General features: G+C 49.4%; 19 protein-coding genes. 11 read left to right on the top strand and 8 right to left on the bottom strand.

Annotation, left to right across the window (positions count from 1 at the left end; translation table 11 throughout):
- Window positions 1–58 precede the first annotated feature (58 nt).
- The 4 genes from DFQ00_RS07305 to DFQ00_RS07290 all read right to left on the bottom strand — a co-directional run bounded on the left by DFQ00_RS07305 (window position 59) and on the right by DFQ00_RS07290 (window position 2,573).
- Window positions 59–763, bottom strand: coding sequence for a Crp/Fnr family transcriptional regulator (locus DFQ00_RS07305; RefSeq protein ID WP_110895810.1), 705 nt, complete (start codon window positions 761–763; stop codon window positions 59–61).
- A gap of 128 nt (window positions 764–891) precedes the next feature.
- Window positions 892–1,398: an AbrB/MazE/SpoVT family DNA-binding domain-containing protein gene (locus DFQ00_RS07300; protein WP_110895809.1), complete on the bottom strand. Its 507-nt coding sequence runs from the start codon at window positions 1,396–1,398 to the stop codon at window positions 892–894.
- Window positions 1,399–1,524: 126 nt separating this feature from the next.
- Window positions 1,525–2,205 (bottom strand): CidB/LrgB family autolysis modulator, encoded by a 681-nt coding sequence (locus DFQ00_RS07295; protein ID WP_110895808.1) that lies wholly within the window; start codon window positions 2,203–2,205, stop codon window positions 1,525–1,527.
- The gene (locus DFQ00_RS07290) at window positions 2,202–2,573 is read right to left on the bottom strand and encodes a CidA/LrgA family protein (RefSeq protein WP_110895807.1); all 372 of its coding nucleotides are present in this window, start codon (window positions 2,571–2,573) and stop codon (window positions 2,202–2,204) included. The genes DFQ00_RS07295 and DFQ00_RS07290 overlap by 4 nt, the downstream gene beginning before the upstream one ends.
- A 204-nt stretch (window positions 2,574–2,777) precedes the next feature.
- Here DFQ00_RS07290 and cidR point away from each other — a divergent pair, with 204 nt between their 5' ends.
- The 4 genes from cidR to DFQ00_RS07270 all read left to right on the top strand — a co-directional run bounded on the left by cidR (window position 2,778) and on the right by DFQ00_RS07270 (window position 6,212).
- Window positions 2,778–3,671: a cidABC operon transcriptional activator CidR gene (gene cidR, locus DFQ00_RS07285; protein ID WP_110895806.1), complete on the top strand. Its 894-nt coding sequence runs from the start codon at window positions 2,778–2,780 to the stop codon at window positions 3,669–3,671.
- Between the two features lie 65 nt (window positions 3,672–3,736).
- A complete protein-coding gene (locus DFQ00_RS07280; RefSeq protein ID WP_110895805.1) occupies window positions 3,737–4,594 on the top strand; it encodes a carbon-nitrogen hydrolase family protein in 858 nt (285 codons plus the stop codon).
- A 51-nt stretch (window positions 4,595–4,645) separates the two neighbouring features.
- On the top strand, window positions 4,646–5,326 hold the full coding sequence (locus tag DFQ00_RS07275) for a GNAT family N-acetyltransferase (protein WP_110895804.1): 681 nt from the start codon (window positions 4,646–4,648) through the stop codon (window positions 5,324–5,326).
- 214 nt (window positions 5,327–5,540) lie between these two features.
- The gene (locus DFQ00_RS07270) at window positions 5,541–6,212 is read left to right on the top strand and encodes a GNAT family N-acetyltransferase (protein WP_110895803.1); all 672 of its coding nucleotides are present in this window, start codon (window positions 5,541–5,543) and stop codon (window positions 6,210–6,212) included.
- A gap of 717 nt (window positions 6,213–6,929) precedes the next feature.
- On the opposite strand, the gene DFQ00_RS07265 is transcribed toward DFQ00_RS07270, so the two are convergent.
- Both DFQ00_RS07265 and DFQ00_RS30100 read right to left on the bottom strand, forming a co-directional pair.
- The gene (locus DFQ00_RS07265; protein ID WP_110895802.1) at window positions 6,930–7,178 is read right to left on the bottom strand and encodes a hypothetical protein; all 249 of its coding nucleotides are present in this window, start codon (window positions 7,176–7,178) and stop codon (window positions 6,930–6,932) included.
- Between the two features lie 64 nt (window positions 7,179–7,242).
- Window positions 7,243–7,740: an antibiotic biosynthesis monooxygenase family protein gene (locus DFQ00_RS30100; protein WP_110895801.1), complete on the bottom strand. Its 498-nt coding sequence runs from the start codon at window positions 7,738–7,740 to the stop codon at window positions 7,243–7,245.
- Between the two features lie 192 nt (window positions 7,741–7,932).
- Between DFQ00_RS30100 and DFQ00_RS07255 the strand changes: the two genes are divergently transcribed.
- The 3 genes from DFQ00_RS07255 to DFQ00_RS28750 all read left to right on the top strand — a co-directional run bounded on the left by DFQ00_RS07255 (window position 7,933) and on the right by DFQ00_RS28750 (window position 12,531).
- A complete protein-coding gene (locus tag DFQ00_RS07255) occupies window positions 7,933–10,251 on the top strand; it encodes an ATP-dependent DNA helicase (RefSeq protein ID WP_110895800.1) in 2,319 nt (772 codons plus the stop codon).
- A 219-nt stretch (window positions 10,252–10,470) separates the two neighbouring features.
- Window positions 10,471–11,982, top strand: a complete 1,512-nt coding sequence (locus tag DFQ00_RS07250) for an alpha-amylase (RefSeq protein ID WP_110895799.1) — start codon at window positions 10,471–10,473, stop codon at window positions 11,980–11,982.
- A 177-nt stretch (window positions 11,983–12,159) separates the two neighbouring features.
- A complete protein-coding gene (locus DFQ00_RS28750; RefSeq protein WP_146236129.1) occupies window positions 12,160–12,531 on the top strand; it encodes a hypothetical protein in 372 nt (123 codons plus the stop codon).
- A 109-nt stretch (window positions 12,532–12,640) separates the two neighbouring features.
- Here the strand turns inward: DFQ00_RS28750 and DFQ00_RS07245 are convergent, their stop codons facing one another.
- Window positions 12,641–13,393 carry an MBL fold metallo-hydrolase gene (locus DFQ00_RS07245; RefSeq protein ID WP_167433626.1) on the bottom strand — a complete coding sequence of 251 codons (753 nt, stop codon included), beginning with the start codon at window positions 13,391–13,393 and terminating at the stop codon, window positions 12,641–12,643.
- Between the two features lie 246 nt (window positions 13,394–13,639).
- Between DFQ00_RS07245 and uxaC the strand changes: the two genes are divergently transcribed.
- From uxaC to DFQ00_RS07225, 4 genes are all read left to right on the top strand, one after another.
- The gene (gene uxaC / locus DFQ00_RS07240) at window positions 13,640–15,079 is read left to right on the top strand and encodes a glucuronate isomerase (RefSeq protein WP_110895797.1); all 1,440 of its coding nucleotides are present in this window, start codon (window positions 13,640–13,642) and stop codon (window positions 15,077–15,079) included.
- A gap of 337 nt (window positions 15,080–15,416) precedes the next feature.
- Complete coding sequence (locus tag DFQ00_RS07235; RefSeq protein WP_110895796.1) at window positions 15,417–16,001, top strand: MarR family winged helix-turn-helix transcriptional regulator; 585 nt, start codon at window positions 15,417–15,419, stop codon at window positions 15,999–16,001.
- Window positions 15,998–17,725: an ABC transporter ATP-binding protein gene (locus tag DFQ00_RS07230; protein ID WP_110895795.1), complete on the top strand. Its 1,728-nt coding sequence runs from the start codon at window positions 15,998–16,000 to the stop codon at window positions 17,723–17,725. The genes DFQ00_RS07235 and DFQ00_RS07230 overlap by 4 nt, the downstream gene beginning before the upstream one ends.
- Window positions 17,722–19,605 (top strand): ABC transporter ATP-binding protein, encoded by a 1,884-nt coding sequence (locus DFQ00_RS07225; protein WP_110895794.1) that lies wholly within the window; start codon window positions 17,722–17,724, stop codon window positions 19,603–19,605. Before DFQ00_RS07230 ends, DFQ00_RS07225 begins: the two co-directional genes overlap by 4 nt.
- A gap of 197 nt (window positions 19,606–19,802) precedes the next feature.
- On the opposite strand, the gene DFQ00_RS07220 is transcribed toward DFQ00_RS07225, so the two are convergent.
- Window positions 19,803–20,345: a hypothetical protein gene (locus DFQ00_RS07220; RefSeq protein ID WP_208643761.1), complete on the bottom strand. Its 543-nt coding sequence runs from the start codon at window positions 20,343–20,345 to the stop codon at window positions 19,803–19,805.
- Between the last annotated feature and the right edge of the window lie 104 nt (window positions 20,346–20,449).

The raw sequence follows: 20,449 nt of genomic DNA, 5'->3' as shown, positions 1-20,449 counted from the left end.
GGCTGAATTTATTATGTATACCATACAAGGGAACAGGAGTGCAGAGATGTAAGCTGTCTTACATCTCTACCTGTGGAGAAGCGGTTTGACGGAATGACTCAAGCTCACTCGCATGAAGGGCAACCGATTTAAACGAGGTGCGTATGCGGCCTGCCTGCGAGAGCTCTTTCATCGCTGCCGTCACGGATTCTCTTGAGGCACCAGCCATCCACGCAATCTCCTGATGTGTAATATCAGACTGAATACGGCAATATCCATCCTCTTCTGTGTAGCCGATCTGTTCAGCCAGCCGGCACAGGTTATGCAAGATTTTGTCGTGTAAATTGCCCAGTGCAAGTGTCTGTGTCAAATCACTCATTTGTTTGATCCGCGAACTCAGTACATTCATCATTCTCATCATAAATGCCGGATGATCCATCAAAAACTGCTCGAATCGCCCTCGGTCCATCAAGCAGACATCACAGATCTCCATCGTTTCAATATATAGTGCACGTGTACCGAGAGAAATGCCGTTCAACTCTCCAAAAACGTTGCCCTCACTCAGAATATCTACGGTGAACTGCTTGCCTTCAGGATTTAATGTGTACAAGCGAACCTTTCCCTTTTTGATAAAAAAGAAACCTTCCTTAAACGTGTCAGGTCGCTGAATCATTGTAAGTTTAGGAAGTGTTGTAATGGACGTCATGCTGTCCATCTCCATCAGATCTGCCTCGGATAAGGAGGACATGAGGTCGAATTGAGACAGGTAGAGGATTTTATTCATAGGACTCCTTTCACTGGACAATTAAAAGTATAAAAAAAGAAGAACCCAATGATGCCAGGGTTCTTTCGCAGCGCCCCTTCCTTTACCCGGAAGTTTCACTGTTTATTTGTGATAATATGTTATTCTGACTATAGTAGCTTTTTGAGTTGAGAAACGCGTCCCTGGCTGATGCCAAGTTTCTCCGCTATTTGCTGTTGAGCGAGGCCAGGCTGCTGTTCGATAATTTCCTTCATCTGTTGCAGCATACGTGCTGTTTTGGGCCTCAGGTCGGGGTAGTCCTGACTCGTTGCTATATCTCCATGATCCCATGAAGGAGCCGCGGGTTTGGCAGGACGCTCTTTAGGTGCAGAAGCCTGTTTATTCTCAGGTACGAACCAGTCGGGAGTGTCATCTGGGTGTTTTAATTGAATTGCACAAGTCCGGCAGATGAATTGCTCTTTGAAATACATTTCCGTATCCACGTCACCGCAAAAAATACACAATGTTGATTTGTACTTTCTTAAAATCAACTCTTTCCCTTCAATGAAAAATTCAAGCGGATCGCCGATATGGATTTCCATTGTATCCCGCATTTCTTTGGGAAGCACAATTCGTCCGAGACGGTCCAGAGATCTCTTCATTCCGGTTCTTTTCATCGCATCTCCCCCGCAATATTAACATTAAAACCTGTCCTTATTGTAAGGAAGAAAGGGCTTTAATACAACAATAATATTTCAAAAAATAGGGATTGTTTCTACTATTATGGGAAAATAAGTTTGTGCCTACGGGAAAATAAGTTTGGAAAGCGCGGGAGCAACGGCCAATGTGAAGAGCGCAGCCAATACCATGGAGATACTGGAAATGCTGCCTGTCAAGGAACTCAGTTCAAAGGCTTTCGAGGTTCCTGTTCCGTGAGCTCCAGTCCCAAGCAGTGTCCCCCGTGCAATCTCTCCATCAATACGCAGTATTTTGACCACAGAAGGCCCCATAATGGCGCCGAGCAGCCCTGTCATGATCACAAACACAGCTGTAACGGCGGGAATTCCTCCGATGGATGCGGATACATTCATCGCAATCGGCGTTGTGATGGAGCGTGGAATCAGACTGTGAATCAAGCCAGAGTCCAGATGCAGCCATTTGGCAAGCAGGGCAGAGGAAAGCACGGCAACGACCGAGCCAGTCATTACGCTGATGACGATCTCGGATATGTGTTTTTTAAGCACATGGAAAAACGTATACAGAGGTACGGCAAATGCAACTGTAGCAGGCTGCAGCAAGAGGCTGAGCCATTTTCCCCCGCTGCTGTAAGCCGCATAATCTGTCCCGGTGGCGAGCAGTACACCCACAACCAGCAGGGGAGTGATGAGCAGGGGTGACAGGTATACTTTGGGCAGGCTGCGATACATTCGTTTGGCAACCCAATAGATTCCGACCGTTAACAACAAACATAAAAATCCAATCATCCCGTGTGACTCTCCTTTCGCTTGGCAATACGTGTAGCAACCAGGCCCGTGCAGGCCATAACCAGAAACGTGCTCAGCAGCACGATGAATAAAATCTGCAATCCGTCATGCTCCAGCATGGGCATGTAGTTCATGATGCCAACGGCTGACGGGATAAAAAATAATAGCAGCTCACCGAGCAGCCACGCCGCTCCGACCTCAATCCACCGCAGTTTGACAATACCGGTCTGCAGCAGAATAAATAGAATGACCATTCCAAGTATTGAACCGGGTACAGGCAGATGGAGAGCATGGGCCAGCTGGTCCATGAGCAGTGAAAAAACCATTAACAGCGCAACCTGCGCAATACCGATGCCCCATTTTTTCACCTGAATCCCTCCTTGTATATCCGTGTAAGATTTCATGAATTTAATCTGAGTTGTTGTGAAAATGAATGGAAACGTTTCTTCGTATCACAAATTTTACAGCGCATCTTTTCATGAGTAAAATGCATATTAAGAATGTTTTCTATTCCATTTATCTATGACGAGGAAGTTAGCTTATGATGGTAAAAGAAGGAGTGGAGTCAGGACATGGATATTCGCCATCTGCAATATTTTCTTGAGGTTGCCCGGCAGCAGAGCTTTACAAAGGCCGCCGAGGTGTTATATATCACCCAGCCGACCATCAGCAAAACCGTGAAGAGTCTGGAGGAAGAGCTGGGCGTTACATTGTTGGATAGATACGGTAAACAAGTGCAGTTAACGGATGCGGGGCATGTCTTTTTTCGACAGGCACTGGAGATTGAAAAATCGTTCCGCAGTCTCTCCTCCGAGCTGGACGATCTGATGAATCTGAAGAAGGGTCATCTGCGTATCGGTCTGCCCCCAATGGTTGGATCGAGCTTTTTCCCGATGATTATCGGGGAATTCCACAAAGCGTATCCACAGGTGAGCATTCAATTGTTCGAGGATGGGGCAAAAAAAGTAGAGGCAGATGTCATCAGCGGGGCCTTGGATATTGGTGTGGCGGTGCTGCCTACAGTGGATGAGGTGCTGGATCATTTTGTATTTGTGCATGAAAAGCTGAATCTGCTTGTACATCCTTCACATCCGCTTGCTGGGAAAGCATCGGTGGCGCTACATGAGTTGGAGCAGGATGCGTTTGTCTTGTTCCGGGAGGACTTTGCACTCCATGATCGCATCATTGTGGCCTGTCAGCAGGCTGGTTTTCAGCCGCGAGTCGTGTATGAAAGCTCTCAATGGGACCTGCTGAGTGCAATGGTTGCCGCCAATCTTGGGGTAGCTCTGCTGCCAGAGACGATCTGTCGTGAGGTGGATCATATGCGTGTACGGATTATCCCGGTCGGGGAGCCGGTTATTCCGTGGCAGCTCGGCATGATCTGGCGGAAGGACCGATATCTTTCTTTTGCGGCGCGAGAGTGGATTGCATTTACCCAGTCGAAGCTGGGAGAACAGATGAAATGATGCCAGATCATTGATACAATGAAGGCACGAAAAGTAACACGAATAATGGTGGAGGTGTAGGATTTATGAAACTGCGGGTATCTGCTGTACAATATCAATTGCAAACGATTCGCTCATTTGAGGAATTTGCCGCTCAGGCAGAGCATTACATACGGACAGCTTCCGAATTCGGAACGGAATTTGTGCTGTTCCCTGAATTTTTCACTACCCAATTAATGTCCATTGGAGACGCACAGGGGAATGCGTTGACCATTGAAGATTTGCCCGAATTTACGGAGCAATATGAGCAGCTGTTCGTCTCACTTGCGGCCAAGTATAACATGCACCTCATCGGGGGTACACATGTCATTCGCAAGGAAGGAAAGCTGTACAATACAGCACATATGTTTTACCCGGATGGACGGATTGCACGCCAGGCGAAGATTCATATTACACCAACCGAGGTAACGGAGTGGAATATGGCTGCGGGTGACGGGCTCGAGGTGTTTGACACGGACAAGGGCCGCATTGCGATGCTGACCTGTTACGATATTGAATTCCCCGAGATCGTGCGTATGGCAAAAGCGAAGGGTGCAGACGTTATTTTCTGTCCTTCCTGTACGGACGATCGTCACGGCTTCTATCGGGTACGCTATACAAGCCATGCCCGTGCGGTGGAAAATCAGATATACGTTGTATTAACAGGAACGGTGGGTCATCTGCCGACTGTGGATTTCATGCGTGCCAACTATGGACAAGCCGCCATGATCACGCCGAATGATGTGCCATTCCCGCCGCGCGGCATTCTGGCAGAAGGTGAGATCAACAACGATATGATCGTTACCGCTGACCTTGATCTGGATCTATTGTACGAGGTGCGTGAACGTGGTTCGGTAACGACTTGGCGTGACCGCCGAACAGATCTGTACACGGATTGGGAGTAGAAGAGTAACATGTGTTTCATCATCTGAGCTTGGGAAGGAGGCACAGGCAGAATGTATATGAAGGAATTACTGATAACTGCGCCTGCGGGTGATGGCAAAAAGGGCAGGGCTAAAGCAGTCATTCGCAACTATGCAGCGCCCGACTTTGAAGAGCTTATTCGCATTCAGGCGGAGAGTTTCCCGCCGCCATACCCGGAGGAGCTGCTCTGGAATCAGGAGCAGCTCGGCAGCCATGTGCAGCATTACCCCGAAGGGGCAATCTGCATTGAGGTTGATGGGGAACTGGCCGGATCAATGACCTCACTGCGGATGCATTGGGACCCGGCACGCTCAGCCAGTCATACGTGGGCAGAGGTAACGGATGACGGGTATATCCGCAATCATCAGCCGGATGGCAACACGCTGTATATTGTTGATCTCTGTGTCCGTCCAAAATACCGCAAGTGGGGGCTGGCTCAGCTCATGATGCAGGCGATGTATCACCTTGTGATTGCGCAAGGACTGGATCGTCTGCTGGGGGCAGGGCGGATGCCAGGATATCATCTGGTGGCTGAGCAATTGTCAGCACAGCATTATCTGGATCAGGTTGCCGCTGGAGAGAGGCATGACCCGGTCATTTCTTTTCTGCTGCGCTGTGGACGTATGCCTGTTGGTGTAGCTGCGGATTATCTGGATGACGAGGAATCCTGCAATTATGCGGCTCTGATGGAGTGGCGTAATCCGTTCAGATAAATAGAGTTTTGTGCATATGCACTGTGTCAGCGGGTCCGTATGTCTATGGGCGCTGTGTCCGTATGTCTAAGTGCACCTGTGTTCATAAATCAGCATATCTATGTGATTGTCCACAGTCAGCTGTACCAGGCTCGATTATTGTTCTCCAGATCGCTGCTTGTTGAACCAAACTGCTGCACCGAATACATATCGAAAAATAAGGAGGCTTTTATCTATGGAATTTACACGTATTACATCTATTCAGAATCCTTTGTTTGCTCAAATGCACAAGCTGATGCAGGAGATTTTCCCTCCAGAGGAAGTGCTGGACTTCCCGTTATGGGCTGAGCCGTTGGAGGATCCGGGAATCCGGGTATTTGTTGCTGTACATGAAGGCCAAGTTGTTGGTGCAACAGAGTATCGTTACTATGAGGACTGGAACGTAGCGATGACGGATTTTACGATTATCGGACGTGAAGGCTTAGGCATCGGTGCCTTTTTGGCGAATCACCGCAAACGTGATCTGCAGCAGCTTGCTGTCGCAAACGGCAAAGAGCTGTTCGGCATGTTTGCTGAAATCTACAATCCATATCTGAGTCAGGATCATGCGTTTGGCGGCATTAAACCGATGGACCCCTACGTGCGGCGCGAAGTATTGTCGCATCTGGGTTATCAGCGTCTGGATTTCCCATATGTTCATCCATCCTGGCAAGGTGACGGTGAAGCCGTAGGAGGCTTGGACCTGTGCTTTATGCCAGGCGACGAGTCGCTGATGGAGCTGCCCGCAAGTCTGGTGGCTGATTTCCTGAATCGCTATTATGCTGTGCTGCCGAATAAACCGCAGGAATGGCTTGCCATGGTAGAGCAGTTGAACGCTCGTGAATCCTTGGCCTTGCGTCCACTGTAAGTGAACGATTGGGTTCTTAGGCAGGACGTTGCAAGTTAGCTTTAGAAGTAACATTATTCTCGAATTAACATTTAAGGGAAGAGTAACACAACACCAGGGGTAGGCGCATTAGCGAGAGGAAGTGCAAATGTGAGCTCGGGAGAAAGCAGAAGGAAATAGTGTGAAGGCAAGTGTAAGTAAAAGTGAAATTGAGATTGAAGGTAAAAGTGAATTTTTTCGGGCAGATGCTTTAATTTCAACTCGGACATTCATTGATGGATAGCTAAAATCAAGCGAGCTGCAGTAACCACAGTAACCGCAATAGAGCATCAGCAATCAGCACCAGCACTAAATAAGTCAGCCTTGTTAAGCACAGGACCCTTTGATAGACCGAGCAGATGGTTTATATAGGGGTCCTTTCGCTTTTTAATGTGATGCGAGACGATGGGGGAGGGGGTATACCGGGATAGATTATGTTAGTGGTTCGAACAGAACAGGGAAACGCTTGCCGGGAACGGGAACGTAGCGAGGGGGTAATTGGTCATTTAAGTTGGCGTTCAACAGCATAGTCGTCGTCTTTACAAGAAGGTGGGTTAGTCATTGAAGGACTGCGAAATGCGCTAACGATCTCAGGAAGCCTTAATTAGTTATTTGGCCGTACGTTCAAAAGCTAACGATCCTGAGAAACGTTATTTCACTGAAACAAGCTTATTTTCGCAGCAAAAACAGAGTTTTGTCCTAAATAAGCTCTGCTGGGATCGTTAGAATGTTAGCGGCGTCGAACATAGCCAAATAGCGTTTCCTGAGATCGTTAGAATTGGGAAGGGAATTCGTATGTACCTGTCGTGCCTCAACGACAAGAGCCTGCATTTGAATGGATGTTGGCGTGTGCACCTTGGAAAAGGAGGCGGGAGGAGAAGCAAGGACCACATACATGAGCTTCTGCGCATCTGTATCTACCCGCGCTTTTTCCGTAACATGCAGCATAACCTGCTCTCGCTCCCATCGGCGACCTCCATTTCAACACTACAGCTCACATTTACAATCCTCTCTACTCAATCGTATATGTGGTCACAAATGAAGGCCGTGGGAACATGGTTGGCTTCTGCGCGGTCAGGCCTTCACTTGTGCTGCGGTTGCGGTGAGCGTGGTTGTAGGCTTGCGACTGCTGCCAGCCCTTGAAATGTTCCTCCGATTGCCAGAGCGTAAGCACGACATAAGTATCATCCTTGAGCGGACGAAGCACACGAATACCAACAAATCCGGGCTCGTCTTCCACTTTACGGGCGCGGCTCTTGAAACGTTCCTCAAAGTCAGGCCGTCCATCTTCCGTAACCGGGATGTTGTTCAATACAGCGAATCCGCCGCCTGTCCATGATCCTGCGGCATCGAAGGCTTCATAAGCGGCCACTTGCTCATCCGACTCGATATTCGGCAGACGATCTGTCGATTCAATTGCAAGACGAATCTGATCGTCTGAATGCAGTGTCAGATGCGGATAAGCCGCAATTGCATCCGGCAATGGAGATGGAACCAAATAAATGTACATCGGAAGTTTGCCTCCTCTTTATAGGTGAATTCCATATAAGTTTGCTATACGTTTACACGCGAACGCGATCTGGTTCAACGTATATCCCCAACATAGCACACGGGAACGGACGAGTCCAATGTGCCGAAAATCTGGTTAGCGGAACCTGTTTCATGATAAAGTATATAGACTACAAGCAGAACGGGTGATCGTATGACAACAACAATTCGGATATCAGTCAGACCACTGGTGGAGTACGTGTACCGCAGCGGCAGTATACGTCCGGGGTTCCGCACTAACGCTTCAATGCAGGAGGGAACACGGATTCACCAGCGGGTGCAGAAGGCATACGCCGAAGAGGATCTGAAGGAAATTGTGCTGGAGACCGAGCTTCGGCATGGAGAGCTGACTTATGTCATCGAAGGACGGTGTGACGGTCTGATTCGGCTGGAAGGCCAGCTGACGGTGGATGAGATCAAGTCAACCGCGGGCAATCTGGATGAGCTGGATGGCGGGCTTGAGGTACATTGGGCGCAGGCTATGATGTATGCGTATATGTATGCAGCTCAGCACGAAGAGCCACGCATGCAGGTGCAGCTAACGTATGTGCATTCGGTGACGGGCGAAGAGCGGCGGTTTCGACGTATGGCTGAGCGGCAGGAGCTGGAGCAGTTTGCGGCAGAGGTGATTGCCGGATATGCGCCATATGCCGAGATGATCGCTGCCTATGAAGCGGAGCGGGACGTTAGTGTGCGCGAGCTGCCGTTTCCTTTTCGCAAATATCGGGAGGGACAGCGCAAGCTGGCAGGGGCAGTGTACAAAACGATTCGTGAAGGCCAGGGACTCATGGCAAAGGCACCCACAGGCATCGGCAAAACGATGTCCGTGCTCTTCCCTACGGTGAAGGCCATCGGTGAAGGTGAGGCGAGCCGTTTGTTCTACCTGACCGCGAGAACGACGACAAGAGTGGCGGCTGAGGAGGCTTTTGCCCGGATGCAGGCGGAAGGATTGAAAATGCATGTCATCAGCCTGACGGCGAAGGACAAAATTTGCTTCAAGGACGAGGAAGCCTGTGATACCGGCCAGTGCGGCATGTGTGAGGGGTATTATGACCGGATTAACGGCGCTGTGCTGGACATGCTGGAGCATGAGACCTTGATGACACGGCCCGTTATTGAGCAGTATGCGCGTAAACATCGGGTGTGTCCGTTTGAATTTTCACTGGATGCGGCGTATGCAGCTGATGCGGTAATCTGCGATTATAACTACATTTTCGATCCGCGTATATCGCTCAAACGTATGCTGGAGGAACAGAAGCGCAAGACGGTTCTGCTGGTGGACGAGGCGCATAATCTGGTGGACCGCGGGCGTATGATGTTCTCTGCAGAGCTGGAAAAGGCCGTTTTTCTCGATGTCAAAAGGGAATTCCAGACGCTGGGCAGCCATGTGCCTGCCGCCAAAGCGATTGTGGACTACACGGGAGCGATCGACAAGTATCTGATCACACTTCGCAAGAATGGCGGAGACGAGGGCAAGATCATTCAGCAGGAGGCGCCGGAGGAGCTGATTGAACGGCTTGAGCCGTTTATTATGGTGGCTGAGCAATGTCTGGTCGAAGGTGGATCGGGCAATGCCGAGATGGATCAGCTACTGCTGGATGCGTATTTTACGGCGCAAAATTTTGTGCGAATTGCCAAGCTGTATGACGAGCGTTTCATTACGTATGCAGAGTGTGTGCGCAGCGAAGTACGGGTAAAGCTGTTCTGTCTGGACCCGTCCCAGCAGCTGCGCCAGACGGCGAAGGGTTTTCGCTCGACCATTCATTTCTCGGCAACCTTGTCCCCGCTCCGTTATTACCGGGATATGCTGGGGGCGGAGGAAGAGGATTACACACTACAGATTCCATCACCGTTCAACAGGGAACAGCTGGATGTACGGCTCATGCCGCTCTCTGTGCGTTACAAAGACCGGGAGCGCACCAAGCGCCCGATTGCCGAGATGTTACAGCAGCTTGTTTCCGAATGGCCGCGTAGCAATTTGCTGGTCTTTTTCCCCTCCTACCCGTACATGCGTGAGGTTTATGAAGCCTACGCACAGCTTCCGGGTGCAGGTGATGCGGATACGGTTATGCAGGAGCAGGGCATGAATGAGCAGGAGCGGGAGCAGTTTTTGGCGGCGTTCCAGCCGCACCCTGAGCGCACGCGTCTTGTTTTTGCCGTCATGGGCGGCGTGTTCTCAGAGGGTGTCGATCTGCCGGGAGACCGTCTGAATGGTGTTGTTGTTGTCGGAGCGGGGCTGCCGCAGATTGGTCTGGAGAACAATGTGCTGAAGGATTATTTTGATAAGTCGGGACGCAACGGCTTTAACTACGCCTACGTGTTTCCGGGCATGAACAAGGTGTTGCAGGCAGGAGGCAGACTTATCCGAACCGAAGAGGACAAGGGTGTGCTCGTGCTGGTCGATGATCGTTTCACGCAGGAGCCGTATCGTTCCTTGTTACCTGAGGAATGGCTGGACTATAGGCGTATATGACATTTGGTGAATGATGAGAAGTATGACGTTTGCTCACTCGTTTTTGCTGTTTTTTTCATAATTAGTGAAAAAAATTGTGAATTTTCTCAATATTCTTTCATTGTCATGATTGAAACATGGGGTAAACGGGTTATAACTTGGTTAGCACGAACGAACAACGGCGATACCCTATCCGTTCCGCGGTCCGCTTCGCATGCAAATCAAGGAGGTCGGTTGGTCATGAAGAGAAATCATACCATGATGCAGTTTTTTGAATGGCATTTGGCAGCAGACGGCAATCATTGGAAGCGACTGGCTGAGATGGCCCCGGAACTGAAAGCAAAAGGCATAGACTCGGTATGGGTGCCTCCTGTGACCAAAGCGGTGTCTGCAGACGATACAGGTTATGGTGTTTATGATCTGTACGATCTGGGCGAATTTGATCAAAAGGGTACGGTACGCACCAAGTATGGCACCAAGCAGGAGCTGGTGGAAGCCATTGCCGAGTGTCAGAAGAGCGGCATTGTCGTTTATGTGGATCTAGTCATGAATCACAAGGCAGGAGCAGACGAGAAGGAAGGTTTCAAGGTGATTGAGGTTGATCCCCATGACCGAACGAAGGAGATTTCTGAGCCGTTTGAGATTGAAGGCTGGACCAAATTCACCTTTCCCGGACGCGGCGAGCAGTATTCCTCCTTCAAATGGACATCCGAACACTTCAATGGCACTGATTTTGATGCCAAAGAAGAACGGACGGGTGTGTTCCGCATTGCCGGAGAGAACAAAACCTGGAATGAGAATGTCGATGCTGAGTTTGGTAACTATGACTATTTGATGTTTGCCAATATAGATTACAACCACCCGGATGTGCGGCGTGAAATGATCGAGTGGGGCAAATGGCTGATTGATACGCTGCAATGCGGCGGATTCCGACTGGATGCGATCAAACATATCAACCATGAGTTCATCAAGGAATTTGCTGCGGAGATGATCCGCAAACGCGGACAGGATTTTTACATTGTAGGTGAGTTCTGGAATTCAAGTCTGGATGCCTGTCGTACGTTTCTGGACACGGTGGATTACCAGATTGACCTGTTTGACGTATCACTTCACTATAAGCTTCATGAGGCTTCCCTGGCGGGACGCAATTTTGATCTTTCCAAAATATTTGATGATACCCTCGTACAGACCCACCCGACGCATGCGGTAACCTTCGTGGACAACCATGATTCACAGCCGCATGAAGCGCTGGAATCCTGGGTTGGCGATTGGTTCAAGCCCAGCGCATATGCGTTGACGCTGCTGCGTCGCGACGGATACCCGGTTGTTTTTTACGGAGATTATTACGGAATTGGCGGGCCGGAGCCGGTGGAGGGCAAAAAAGAGATTTTGGACATCCTGTTGTCAGCTCGCTGTAACAAGGCGTATGGAGAGCAGGAGGATTACTTCGACCATGCCAACACGATTGGCTGGGTGCGGCGGGGTGTAGAAGAGCTACAGGGCTCGGGCTGTGCCGTTGTAATCTCCAACGGGGATGATGGTGAGAAGAGAATGCTTGTCGGTGAGCATCGGTCCGGGGAAGTGTGGGTCGATCTGACGCATAGCTGCGAGGAGTCGATCACCATCGAAGCCGATGGGTGGGCCACCTTCCACGTATGCGGCGGAGGTGTCTCCGTCTGGGCGCTACCTGAGCAGAACGAGCACTGTACCACTCACACTGGTGCTGGCACGGACACAGCAGATGTGAAGTAATGTGTATTCGCTCGCAGGAAGGGTCAGCTGCATGTTGATGAAGACACTACTGGTGTTGTAATGAAGTGAAATTCGAGTGAACTCGATATGAGCATGGGGACAAATGTTTAAACCACCCGAAACGGAGCTGCATCGTCATTCGTGAGAAGATTTTCGAACGAATAGGTGTAGGATGCAGTGCCAACAGACGCGCTGCTGCGGACTGGTTCGGGTGGTTTTGTTGTTTTTTTTGCAAATAACGCCTGTAACGGCATGTCGTCCAATATGGATCTCGATTCCAAAGGAATCACGCTATATCCCCAACACCCAGCACCCAACACCCAACACCCAACACCCAACACCCTTATCCCTCAGACTTCCAAGCTCCAAAATTCTAACGATCTCAGCAGACCTTATTTGCCCCAAAATAGCTTCTTTGGAAATCTAACGATCCTCAGTAATCTTATTTCGCATCAAACCCGTCAAAACAGCAGCATTTACAGCATTTTCATTGAAATAACGCTTCTGGCGATCGTTAGAATTTTGAACCTTCCAATATACCTCGAATAAGGTTGCTGGTGATCGTTAGCGATACTGAGCCATCGACCCCAAGGATAACGTGATCAGCATTTATGAAGTTAATGAAACCAATGAGATCCACTCGGCATTCAATCCTTCGTTACTCCACCAGCTCAAAGGACTCCAGCGTGCCAGCCATGCGCAGCCTGTCTCCTCGTGTGCGGTTAAACTGTGCGCGTGCTGCCGCATCCGCGTATTCATCATGATAGTGCATCAGCACGGTCTTTTGTTTTATGTCAGCAGGCAGCTGCTCCAGATCCTTCAACGATGTATGAGATTTGATCACCAGGTCATGCATGTGGCATTCATGGAATATGAGCTGCACCTCGGGCGCAATTCGCTCCACCCGTTCACGATCAAGCGTGCTGTCTGCACTGTAGTAAAAATAAGGCTTCGCCATCAGTCCGTTGCTGACCATGCCGGGAACATGCTGCGTGCGAAACGTCTCGAATGTCACACCTCCCAGCTCGAAGCTGCCTCCGTCCGGCAGCGGTACGACATCATAATAATCGCCCAGTGTGCGTTCTCCATCTGTCGTATATCGCATGCCTGGAGAAAGGATGCTCCACAGTGGGTCAACTAGCTGCTCATGAATGAACAGACGGGGTTTGCGGTCTCCTACGATCTGTGCATAATAGCCAAGCATTTGTACCCCGTTAATATGATCTTCGTGCAGGTGGCTAATAAATACATTATGAATGCCGGTCATAGCGAATCCGTATTGTTTAAGCGCTTTGGCGTTGGACTCTGGAAAATCAATCACCAGATGAGTGCCGCCAAATTCGGCGAGCATACTGTTATGATGCTGCTCCACACTGAACATGTCCCCTGTACCAAGAAAAGTGAGTTTCATCTTTTTCATCTCCTAATCCACCAGATGTAAGACCACGATGTAGTTCAATGCATTACATGCTGATCTTCATATCGGTATCATTTGCGTTAAAATCAGTATACCGTGTTCCTGGGCATATGCCTAAATCAACCTTTTTTGAGAACGCTATCATTTTATATTGAACTTTGCGGGCAAACGGTGTAGCGTAAAGATTGGGAAGTGAACCGATATGAACGTAAACTCACCTAAAGGGAGCGTGCAAGGCGAATGAAATCTTTTTTGGATGAACAGTTCCTGCTTCACAATGAAACGGCAGTCAGGCTGTATGAGGAATATGCGAAAGACATGCCGATTATGGATTATCACTGCCACCTCAGTCCTCAGGAAATTTACGAAAATAAAACATTTGGCAATCTGACAGAGGCCTGGTTATATGGCGACCATTACAAATGGCGCTTGATGAGAGCTAACGGGATTGAAGAAAAATATGTAACAGGCGGCGAAGGAGTGACGGATTACGACCGATTCCTCGCATATGCTAGAACAGTGCCAATGATGATTGGCAACCCGCTGTACGCCTGGTCTCATCTGGAATTGCAGCGTTATTTCGATGTGCATGATGTATTGAATGAAACGAGCGCTCCGGCGATCTGGGAAAAAGTAAATGCAAAGCTGACCAGCGAAGGCTTTGGTGCGCGTGATCTGATCACCAAATCCAATGTCACGGTTGTATGCACCACCGATGATCCAACCGATTCTCTGGAATATCATCTGAAGATTCAGGAGATCGAAGGTTTCGATACAGCGGTGCTGCCGTCCTTCCGTCCCGATAAAGGTCTGGAATTGAACCGGGATACTTTTATCGAATGGGTGGCGAAGCTATCGCAGGTAGCGGACACAGAAATTACGGACTATGACTCATTCCTGAAAGCGCTGGAATCCCGTGTCGAATTTTTCCACTCCGTCGGCGGGCGTGTATCTGACCATGCGCTCGATTATGTACCGTACGCGACGGCCACTCGCGAGGAAGCAGCAGCAGCTTTTGCCAAAGCCCTTGCTGGAGAGAGGGTTTCCCGCACGGAAGAGGACGGATACAAAACCGTGACACTGACATTCCTTGGCAAGCTTTACGCGGAGCGGGGCTGGGTGATGCAGTTTCACATCAATGCAGCACGTAACAACAACACCAAAATGTTTAGAAAGCTCGGTCCTGATACAGGTTATGATTCCGTAAATGATATGCCATTATCTGCTGCGGTCATTGGCTTGCTCGATACGCTGGAGCAGCAGGATGCTTTGCCCAAAACGATCCTCTACTCCCTTAATCCGAGGGATAATGAGGTGCTGGCAGCAATCATTGGCAGCTTCCAGGGCGGCGGTACTCCAGGCAAAATCCAACTTGGTGCGGCATGGTGGTTCAATGATACGAAGGATGGCATGCTCGCTCAGATGAAAGCGCTGGCAAACGTAGGGCTGCTCAGCCGTTTTGTCGGCATGCTTACCGACTCAAGAAGCTTCCTCTCCTATACGAGACATGAATACTTCCGCCGTTTGCTGTGCAACCTGATTGGTGAATGGGCTGAACAAGGTGAAGCACCGCAGGATATGGAACTGCTCGGTCAGATTGTACAGGGGATTGCATATAACAATGCGAAGGCTTATTTCCCGTTTAATGCTGTGCAGGAGACGGTGTCTGCGTCCAAATAGCATAGTGTTTCATTGATCTGCAGGATATGCCCTTTGTTATAAATTTCATTATGTATGAGACGGCTCTCGATTGCCTCTGCTTGGTACAGTCAAGTGGAGGGAATTGAGGGCTTTTTATTCTGCCTGATTGGATTATAAAGGTTCTAAAATATGGATGCATTTGTCATGAATGAAATGATTGACATATCCGCATGCTGAGAATATACTTAGTACACCTAATTAATTGATGTACTATTAAATTGGATGTCTATTAAATAAGTGACCTATTTAATAGACAGACTATGATTGTTCTGACGGACGTTCTGTTCCGGCAAGAACTGAGAAGGAGGATGATGTGATGACTGGCATAGATCCGGTGGCTCAGAAGCTTTTATACTCCATTATGCAGTTTAACAAAGGTAAATGGAGACAGCATAAGCCACATGGGCGCAATCATAATGAGATTATGGTGCTGGCCTGTCTGCTTCATGGCGCACATCCGGGTGAGCGCATGGATTGGCGCGATAATCCGCCTGATTTTGAGAGCCATCTGAACCAGGAGCATCCGGGACTGAAAGTATCGGAGATCAGCGCATTGCTACGCGTAAAATCACCAACCATTACCCCGGTTATTCGCGGTCTGGAGGATGAGGGTCTGGTGGAGCGCACAATGGACCCTGAGGATCGGCGGGCTGTAAGAATTACGATTACAGATGCAGGCCGTGCGATCATTCGTGCGGCACATGAAGAACGGATGGCAACGTTTAATAGACTGGTCGAACATCTGGGCGAAGCGGACAGTCTGCAATTGGCTGAACTGCTCAGCAAGGTGTACACCTTCTTTGATACACAAGTTTCCCCTTCCAGCGATTCAACTAAACAAGGGGATGAAACAACCGAGCACAGAAATGATGCACCCGAACAAGGAGATGATACGCCATGATGAAACTGTTTCGCATGCTCCAGCCATATCGTATCCCGATTATTTTCATTCTGGGGCTTGTCTTTCTGCAAACGATGGCTGAGCTGTACTTGCCTACCTTAATGGCAGATATCGTGAATTTCGGTATCGTCAAAGGTGATGTGCCTTATATCTGGAAAATTGGCGGTTTCATGCTGCTGATCGCGATTGGCGGAACAGCCTGTTCTATTATCGCGAGTTATCTGTCTTCACGCACAGCGGGCGGATTCGCCAAGCAGCTGCGCAGCAGAGTGTTTCGGCATGTAGAGAATTTCTCTCTACAGGAGTTCGACAAGCTGGGCACGGCTTCACTGATTACTCGCACAACCAACGACATCACTCAGGTACAGAACGTATTAACGATGATGCTGCGTATGATGATTATGGCTCCGATGATGTGTATCGGGGGGATATTCATGGCGGTTTCTCAGGATGCAAAGCTGTCCACCATATTTCTAGTTGTCTTGCCTGTACTGGCCGGAGCGATTGCATTCATCGGTTCCAAAGGCTTTCCACTATTCAAGCAAATTCAGAAAAAGCTGGACCGGCTTAACCTTGTGCTGCGCGAGCAGTTGACGGGTATTCGGGTTGTTCGCTCCTTTAATCGGGGCGAGCATGAGCGTGTTCGTTTCAATGGAGCCAATACCGAACTCAGAGATGCATCCATCAAGGTTAATGTGCTGATGGCAACCGTCATGCCGGTTATGATGCTGGTCATGAACTTTTCCATGATTGCCATTCTGTATTTTGGCGGTCTGCGGCTTGATAGTGGTGATATGAACATCGGTGCTCTGATTGCCTTTGTGCAGTATGCGATGCAGATCATGTTCTCCCTGATTATGGTGTCCATGATCTTTGTTATGATTCCGAGAGCATCAGCTTCGGCGGAACGTATTAATGAAGTGCTGGATATGCAGCCAGATCTGTCCGATCCTGTACAGCCTTCAACGATGAAATCCATGCAGGGAACGATTGAGTTCGATCATGTCACCTTCCGTTACCCGGGTGCAGAGAATGCGGCGCTGTCCGATATTTCCTTCACGGCTCGTTCGGGTGAAACGACAGCCATTATCGGCGGGACGGGTTCAGGAAAGACCACGTTACTCAGTCTCATCCCGCGTTTCTATGATGTCACTGCTGGCACAGTGCGTGTCAATGGAACGGATGTACGTGAGCTTCGACAGGAGGAGCTGCGATCCAAGATCGGGTTCGTACCGCAAAAGGCAGTGCTGTTCACAGGCACGATTGCAGAGAACATTCGTCACGGCAAAGATGATGCGAGTATGGATGAGGTCATGCAGGCAGCGCGTACAGCACAGGCCGAGAACTTCATCTCCGAGATGAAGGACGGGTATGACAGCCTGATTGCACAAGGCGGAAATAACGTGTCTGGTGGACAGAAGCAGCGTTTATCCATTGCACGGGCACTGGTTCGTCGTCCGGACATATATATTTTTGATGACAGCTTTTCGGCTCTGGATTTCAAAACGGATGCCAAACTTCGTGCTGCACTCAAGTCGGAAACGACGGAAGCGGCCGTACTGATCGTCGCCCAGCGGGTAAGCACGGTGATGGATGCAGACCGTATCCTTGTGATGGATGAAGGCCGAATTGTCGGCTCAGGAACACATAAAGAGCTGCTGGAGAACAATGAAGTGTATCGCGAGATTGTATCCTCCCAGCTGACTGAGGAGGAGATCGCATGAGTGAACGTACAGCAGAACGCAAAGCGCCAAGTGCTCCGCGTGGGCCGGGTCATCCCGGCGGTGGTATGGGCATGCGCCCTCCGGCTGAAAAAGCCAAAGATTTCAAGGGTACATTGCGTCGCCTGATTCAGTATTTAAAACCACACAGCGTTCGTTTGCTTTGGGTACTGGTTGCGGCTATTCTAAGCACCGTGTTCAGCATTATAAGCCCGAAGGTGATGGCGGAGGGTACAAACATTCTTGCCAAAGGAGCCATCGCCGTTATGCAGGGTGTGCAGGGAGCCGGGGTTGATTTTCCAGCCTTGATGAGGGTGCTGTATCTTCTGCTTGGATTGTATCTGTTCAGTGCCGCCTTCATGTATGTACAGCAGTACCTGATGGCTGGTGTGGCACAACGTGTTGTCTATGATATGCGTGAGCAGATCAGTGCCAAGGTTGGACGATTGCCGCTCAAATATTTTGATTCCCGTACACATGGTGAGACGCTCAGTCGTGCAACCAATGACGTGGATAATATCAGCAACACGCTGCAACAGAGCTTGGCTCAGTTTATTACGTCTGTCGTAACCATTGTTGGTGTCATCATAATGATGCTCACCATCAGTCCGTGGATGACGTTGATTACGATTTTGACATTACCGCTCAGTGTTGTGGTCGTTATGCTGGTGGCTTCCCGCTCGCAGAAGCATTTTGCAGGACAGCAGAAGTCGCTTGGGCAGCTGAACGGTCATGTGGAAGAGATGTACACCGGCCATAAGGTCGTCAAAGCGTTCGGACGCGAGGAGAAATCCGTACAGCAATTTGAGAAAGTGAATGAGGAGTTGTATGCCTCCGGCTGGAAAGCACAGTTTATCTCCGGCATTATTATGCCCTTGATGAACTTTGTCGGGAACCTGGGTTACGTGCTGATCTGTGTAGTTGGCGGAATTTTTGTTACACGGGGCTCCATCTCCATCGGGGATATTCTGGCCTTTACCCAATATTCACGTCAGTTCACACAGCCGATCAACCAGATCGCGAACATCTCCAACATTATTCAGTCAACCATTGCTTCGGCGGAACGGGTGTTTGAATTATTGGATGAGGAAGAGGAAGTGCCTGAGTCGAAGCAGCCCGCAGTCTTGAAAGTTCCGACAGGTGCGGTTGCCTTTGAAGCAGTGGATTTTGGTTATAAGGCAAATGAACTGCTCATTCACAACATGAACATTGATGTTGCGCCAGGACAGACCGTAGCTATTGTCGGGCCGACCGGGGCCGGGAAAACGACATTGATCAACCTGCTCATGCGCTTCTACGAGCTGCAAAGTGGCCGTATCACCATTGACGGCATCAATATCAAGGAGATGTCACGCAGCAATCTGCGCAGTATGTTTGGCATGGTGCTTCAGGATACGTGGCTGTTCAACGGTACGATTCGGGATAACATTGCCTATGGGCGGGAAGGAGCAACGGAAGAGGAAGTGGTCAAAGCCGCTGTTGCTGCCCATGCGGATCATTTCATTCGCACCCTGCCGGATGGCTACGATACGATTCTGAATGAAGAGGCGTCAAACATCTCTCAAGGTCAGAAGCAGCTATTGACCATTGCGAGAGCGATTCTGGCGAATCCATCCATTATGATTCTCGATGAAGCGACCAGCAGCGTGGATACACGGACCGAGGTCTTTATCCAGAAAGCGATGAATGAACTGATGCAAAACCGTACGAGTTTTGTTATCGCCCACCGTCTGTCTACCATTCGCGGTGCCGATCTGATCCTGGTGATGGATCACGGTAACGTGATTGAACAGGGGAATCATGAGGAGCTTATGGCGAAGCAGGGCTTCTATGCTGACCTGTACAACAGTCAGTTCTCGGAGCAGCAGCCGCAGGCGATTTAGAATACTCAGCCAGCATTTCACATGAATTAGAACAGGGAATAATAGGTCTCTTTGTTTTGTGGAATGCTGGTCATATAAATTCAGAGTATATCTGGGACAAGCGATCTGGATGCTCAGAAAGATACAAATATAGATTATTAAGTTCTCCAAATAAAGATAAGAGCTCCCGTAAAGTATTGTACAGGAGCTCTTATACTTTATTTTGTTTGCTCTAATTCTGCTGAACCTAATGCCGGTGTGGGTTCACCTGAGAGCCCTTCACGCTGTTCTATCATACGTTTGACTACTTCATAACAGTCGTCGATGTGTTTGTTGCCCACGTAGCGCATGGCGGTGAAGCTGAGAGCTGCGGCAAGGCCTTGTCCTGCAAACGGGACAAACTTGGCAACCGACTTGGTTGCAACACGTACCCCTACCCGTTTGAGCACTTGAACGACCAGTTCCTTGGTGACCATGCGGCCGATGATTTTACTTCCAATGGACATCACAAATCCATAAATCATAGATTTCGTTTCAGGATCGAGACCGTCGAGCTGCTTTTGCGATAATCCGAATTTGTTGTTAATGGCAGGTAACAGTTGCATCAGCATACCCACGTCAGCGATGACATCTGTACCGGGAAGAGGTACGAGTGTGGAGCCGGCTGAAGCGGTCGCTCTCTTGCGAACCATGGTGCGGCATTCCTTGCGTACTTGCTCTAATTGCTCTAATGTAGCTGGAATCATTGGGAATACCTCCAATTCTGATCTGCTATAGAATTAAACCGTTTGAATTGCAGTACACGATGTGCATAGTATTCAATTCTTTGCAGGACAACATGTATGATACTAGTACGGCTGCATGG

Source organism: Paenibacillus barcinonensis (assembly GCF_003217495.1).
GTDB classification, from domain to species: Bacteria; Bacillota; Bacilli; order Paenibacillales; family Paenibacillaceae; genus Paenibacillus; species Paenibacillus barcinonensis.
This window is presented reverse-complemented; position numbering and strand designations above follow the sequence as displayed.

Coding starts and splice junctions, on each gene's coding strand:
- DFQ00_RS07305 (WP_110895810.1), bottom strand. CDS start 763: ATGAATAAAATCCTCTACCTGTCTCAATTCGACCTCATGTCCTCCTTA.
- DFQ00_RS07300 (WP_110895809.1), bottom strand. CDS start 1,398: ATGAAAAGAACCGGAATGAAGAGATCTCTGGACCGTCTCGGACGAATT.
- DFQ00_RS07295 (WP_110895808.1), bottom strand. CDS start 2,205: ATGATTGGATTTTTATGTTTGTTGTTAACGGTCGGAATCTATTGGGTT.
- cidR (WP_110895806.1), top strand. CDS start 2,778: ATGGATATTCGCCATCTGCAATATTTTCTTGAGGTTGCCCGGCAGCAG.
- DFQ00_RS07280 (WP_110895805.1), top strand. CDS start 3,737: ATGAAACTGCGGGTATCTGCTGTACAATATCAATTGCAAACGATTCGC.
- DFQ00_RS07275 (WP_110895804.1), top strand. CDS start 4,646: ATGTATATGAAGGAATTACTGATAACTGCGCCTGCGGGTGATGGCAAA.
- DFQ00_RS07270 (WP_110895803.1), top strand. CDS start 5,541: ATGGAATTTACACGTATTACATCTATTCAGAATCCTTTGTTTGCTCAA.
- DFQ00_RS07265 (WP_110895802.1), bottom strand. CDS start 7,178: ATGCTGCATGTTACGGAAAAAGCGCGGGTAGATACAGATGCGCAGAAG.
- DFQ00_RS30100 (WP_110895801.1), bottom strand. CDS start 7,740: ATGTACATTTATTTGGTTCCATCTCCATTGCCGGATGCAATTGCGGCT.
- DFQ00_RS07255 (WP_110895800.1), top strand. CDS start 7,933: ATGACAACAACAATTCGGATATCAGTCAGACCACTGGTGGAGTACGTG.
- DFQ00_RS07250 (WP_110895799.1), top strand. CDS start 10,471: ATGAAGAGAAATCATACCATGATGCAGTTTTTTGAATGGCATTTGGCA.
- DFQ00_RS07245 (WP_167433626.1), bottom strand. CDS start 13,393: ATGAAACTCACTTTTCTTGGTACAGGGGACATGTTCAGTGTGGAGCAG.
- uxaC (WP_110895797.1), top strand. CDS start 13,640: ATGAAATCTTTTTTGGATGAACAGTTCCTGCTTCACAATGAAACGGCA.
- DFQ00_RS07235 (WP_110895796.1), top strand. CDS start 15,417: ATGACTGGCATAGATCCGGTGGCTCAGAAGCTTTTATACTCCATTATG.
- DFQ00_RS07230 (WP_110895795.1), top strand. CDS start 15,998: ATGATGAAACTGTTTCGCATGCTCCAGCCATATCGTATCCCGATTATT.
- DFQ00_RS07225 (WP_110895794.1), top strand. CDS start 17,722: ATGAGTGAACGTACAGCAGAACGCAAAGCGCCAAGTGCTCCGCGTGGG.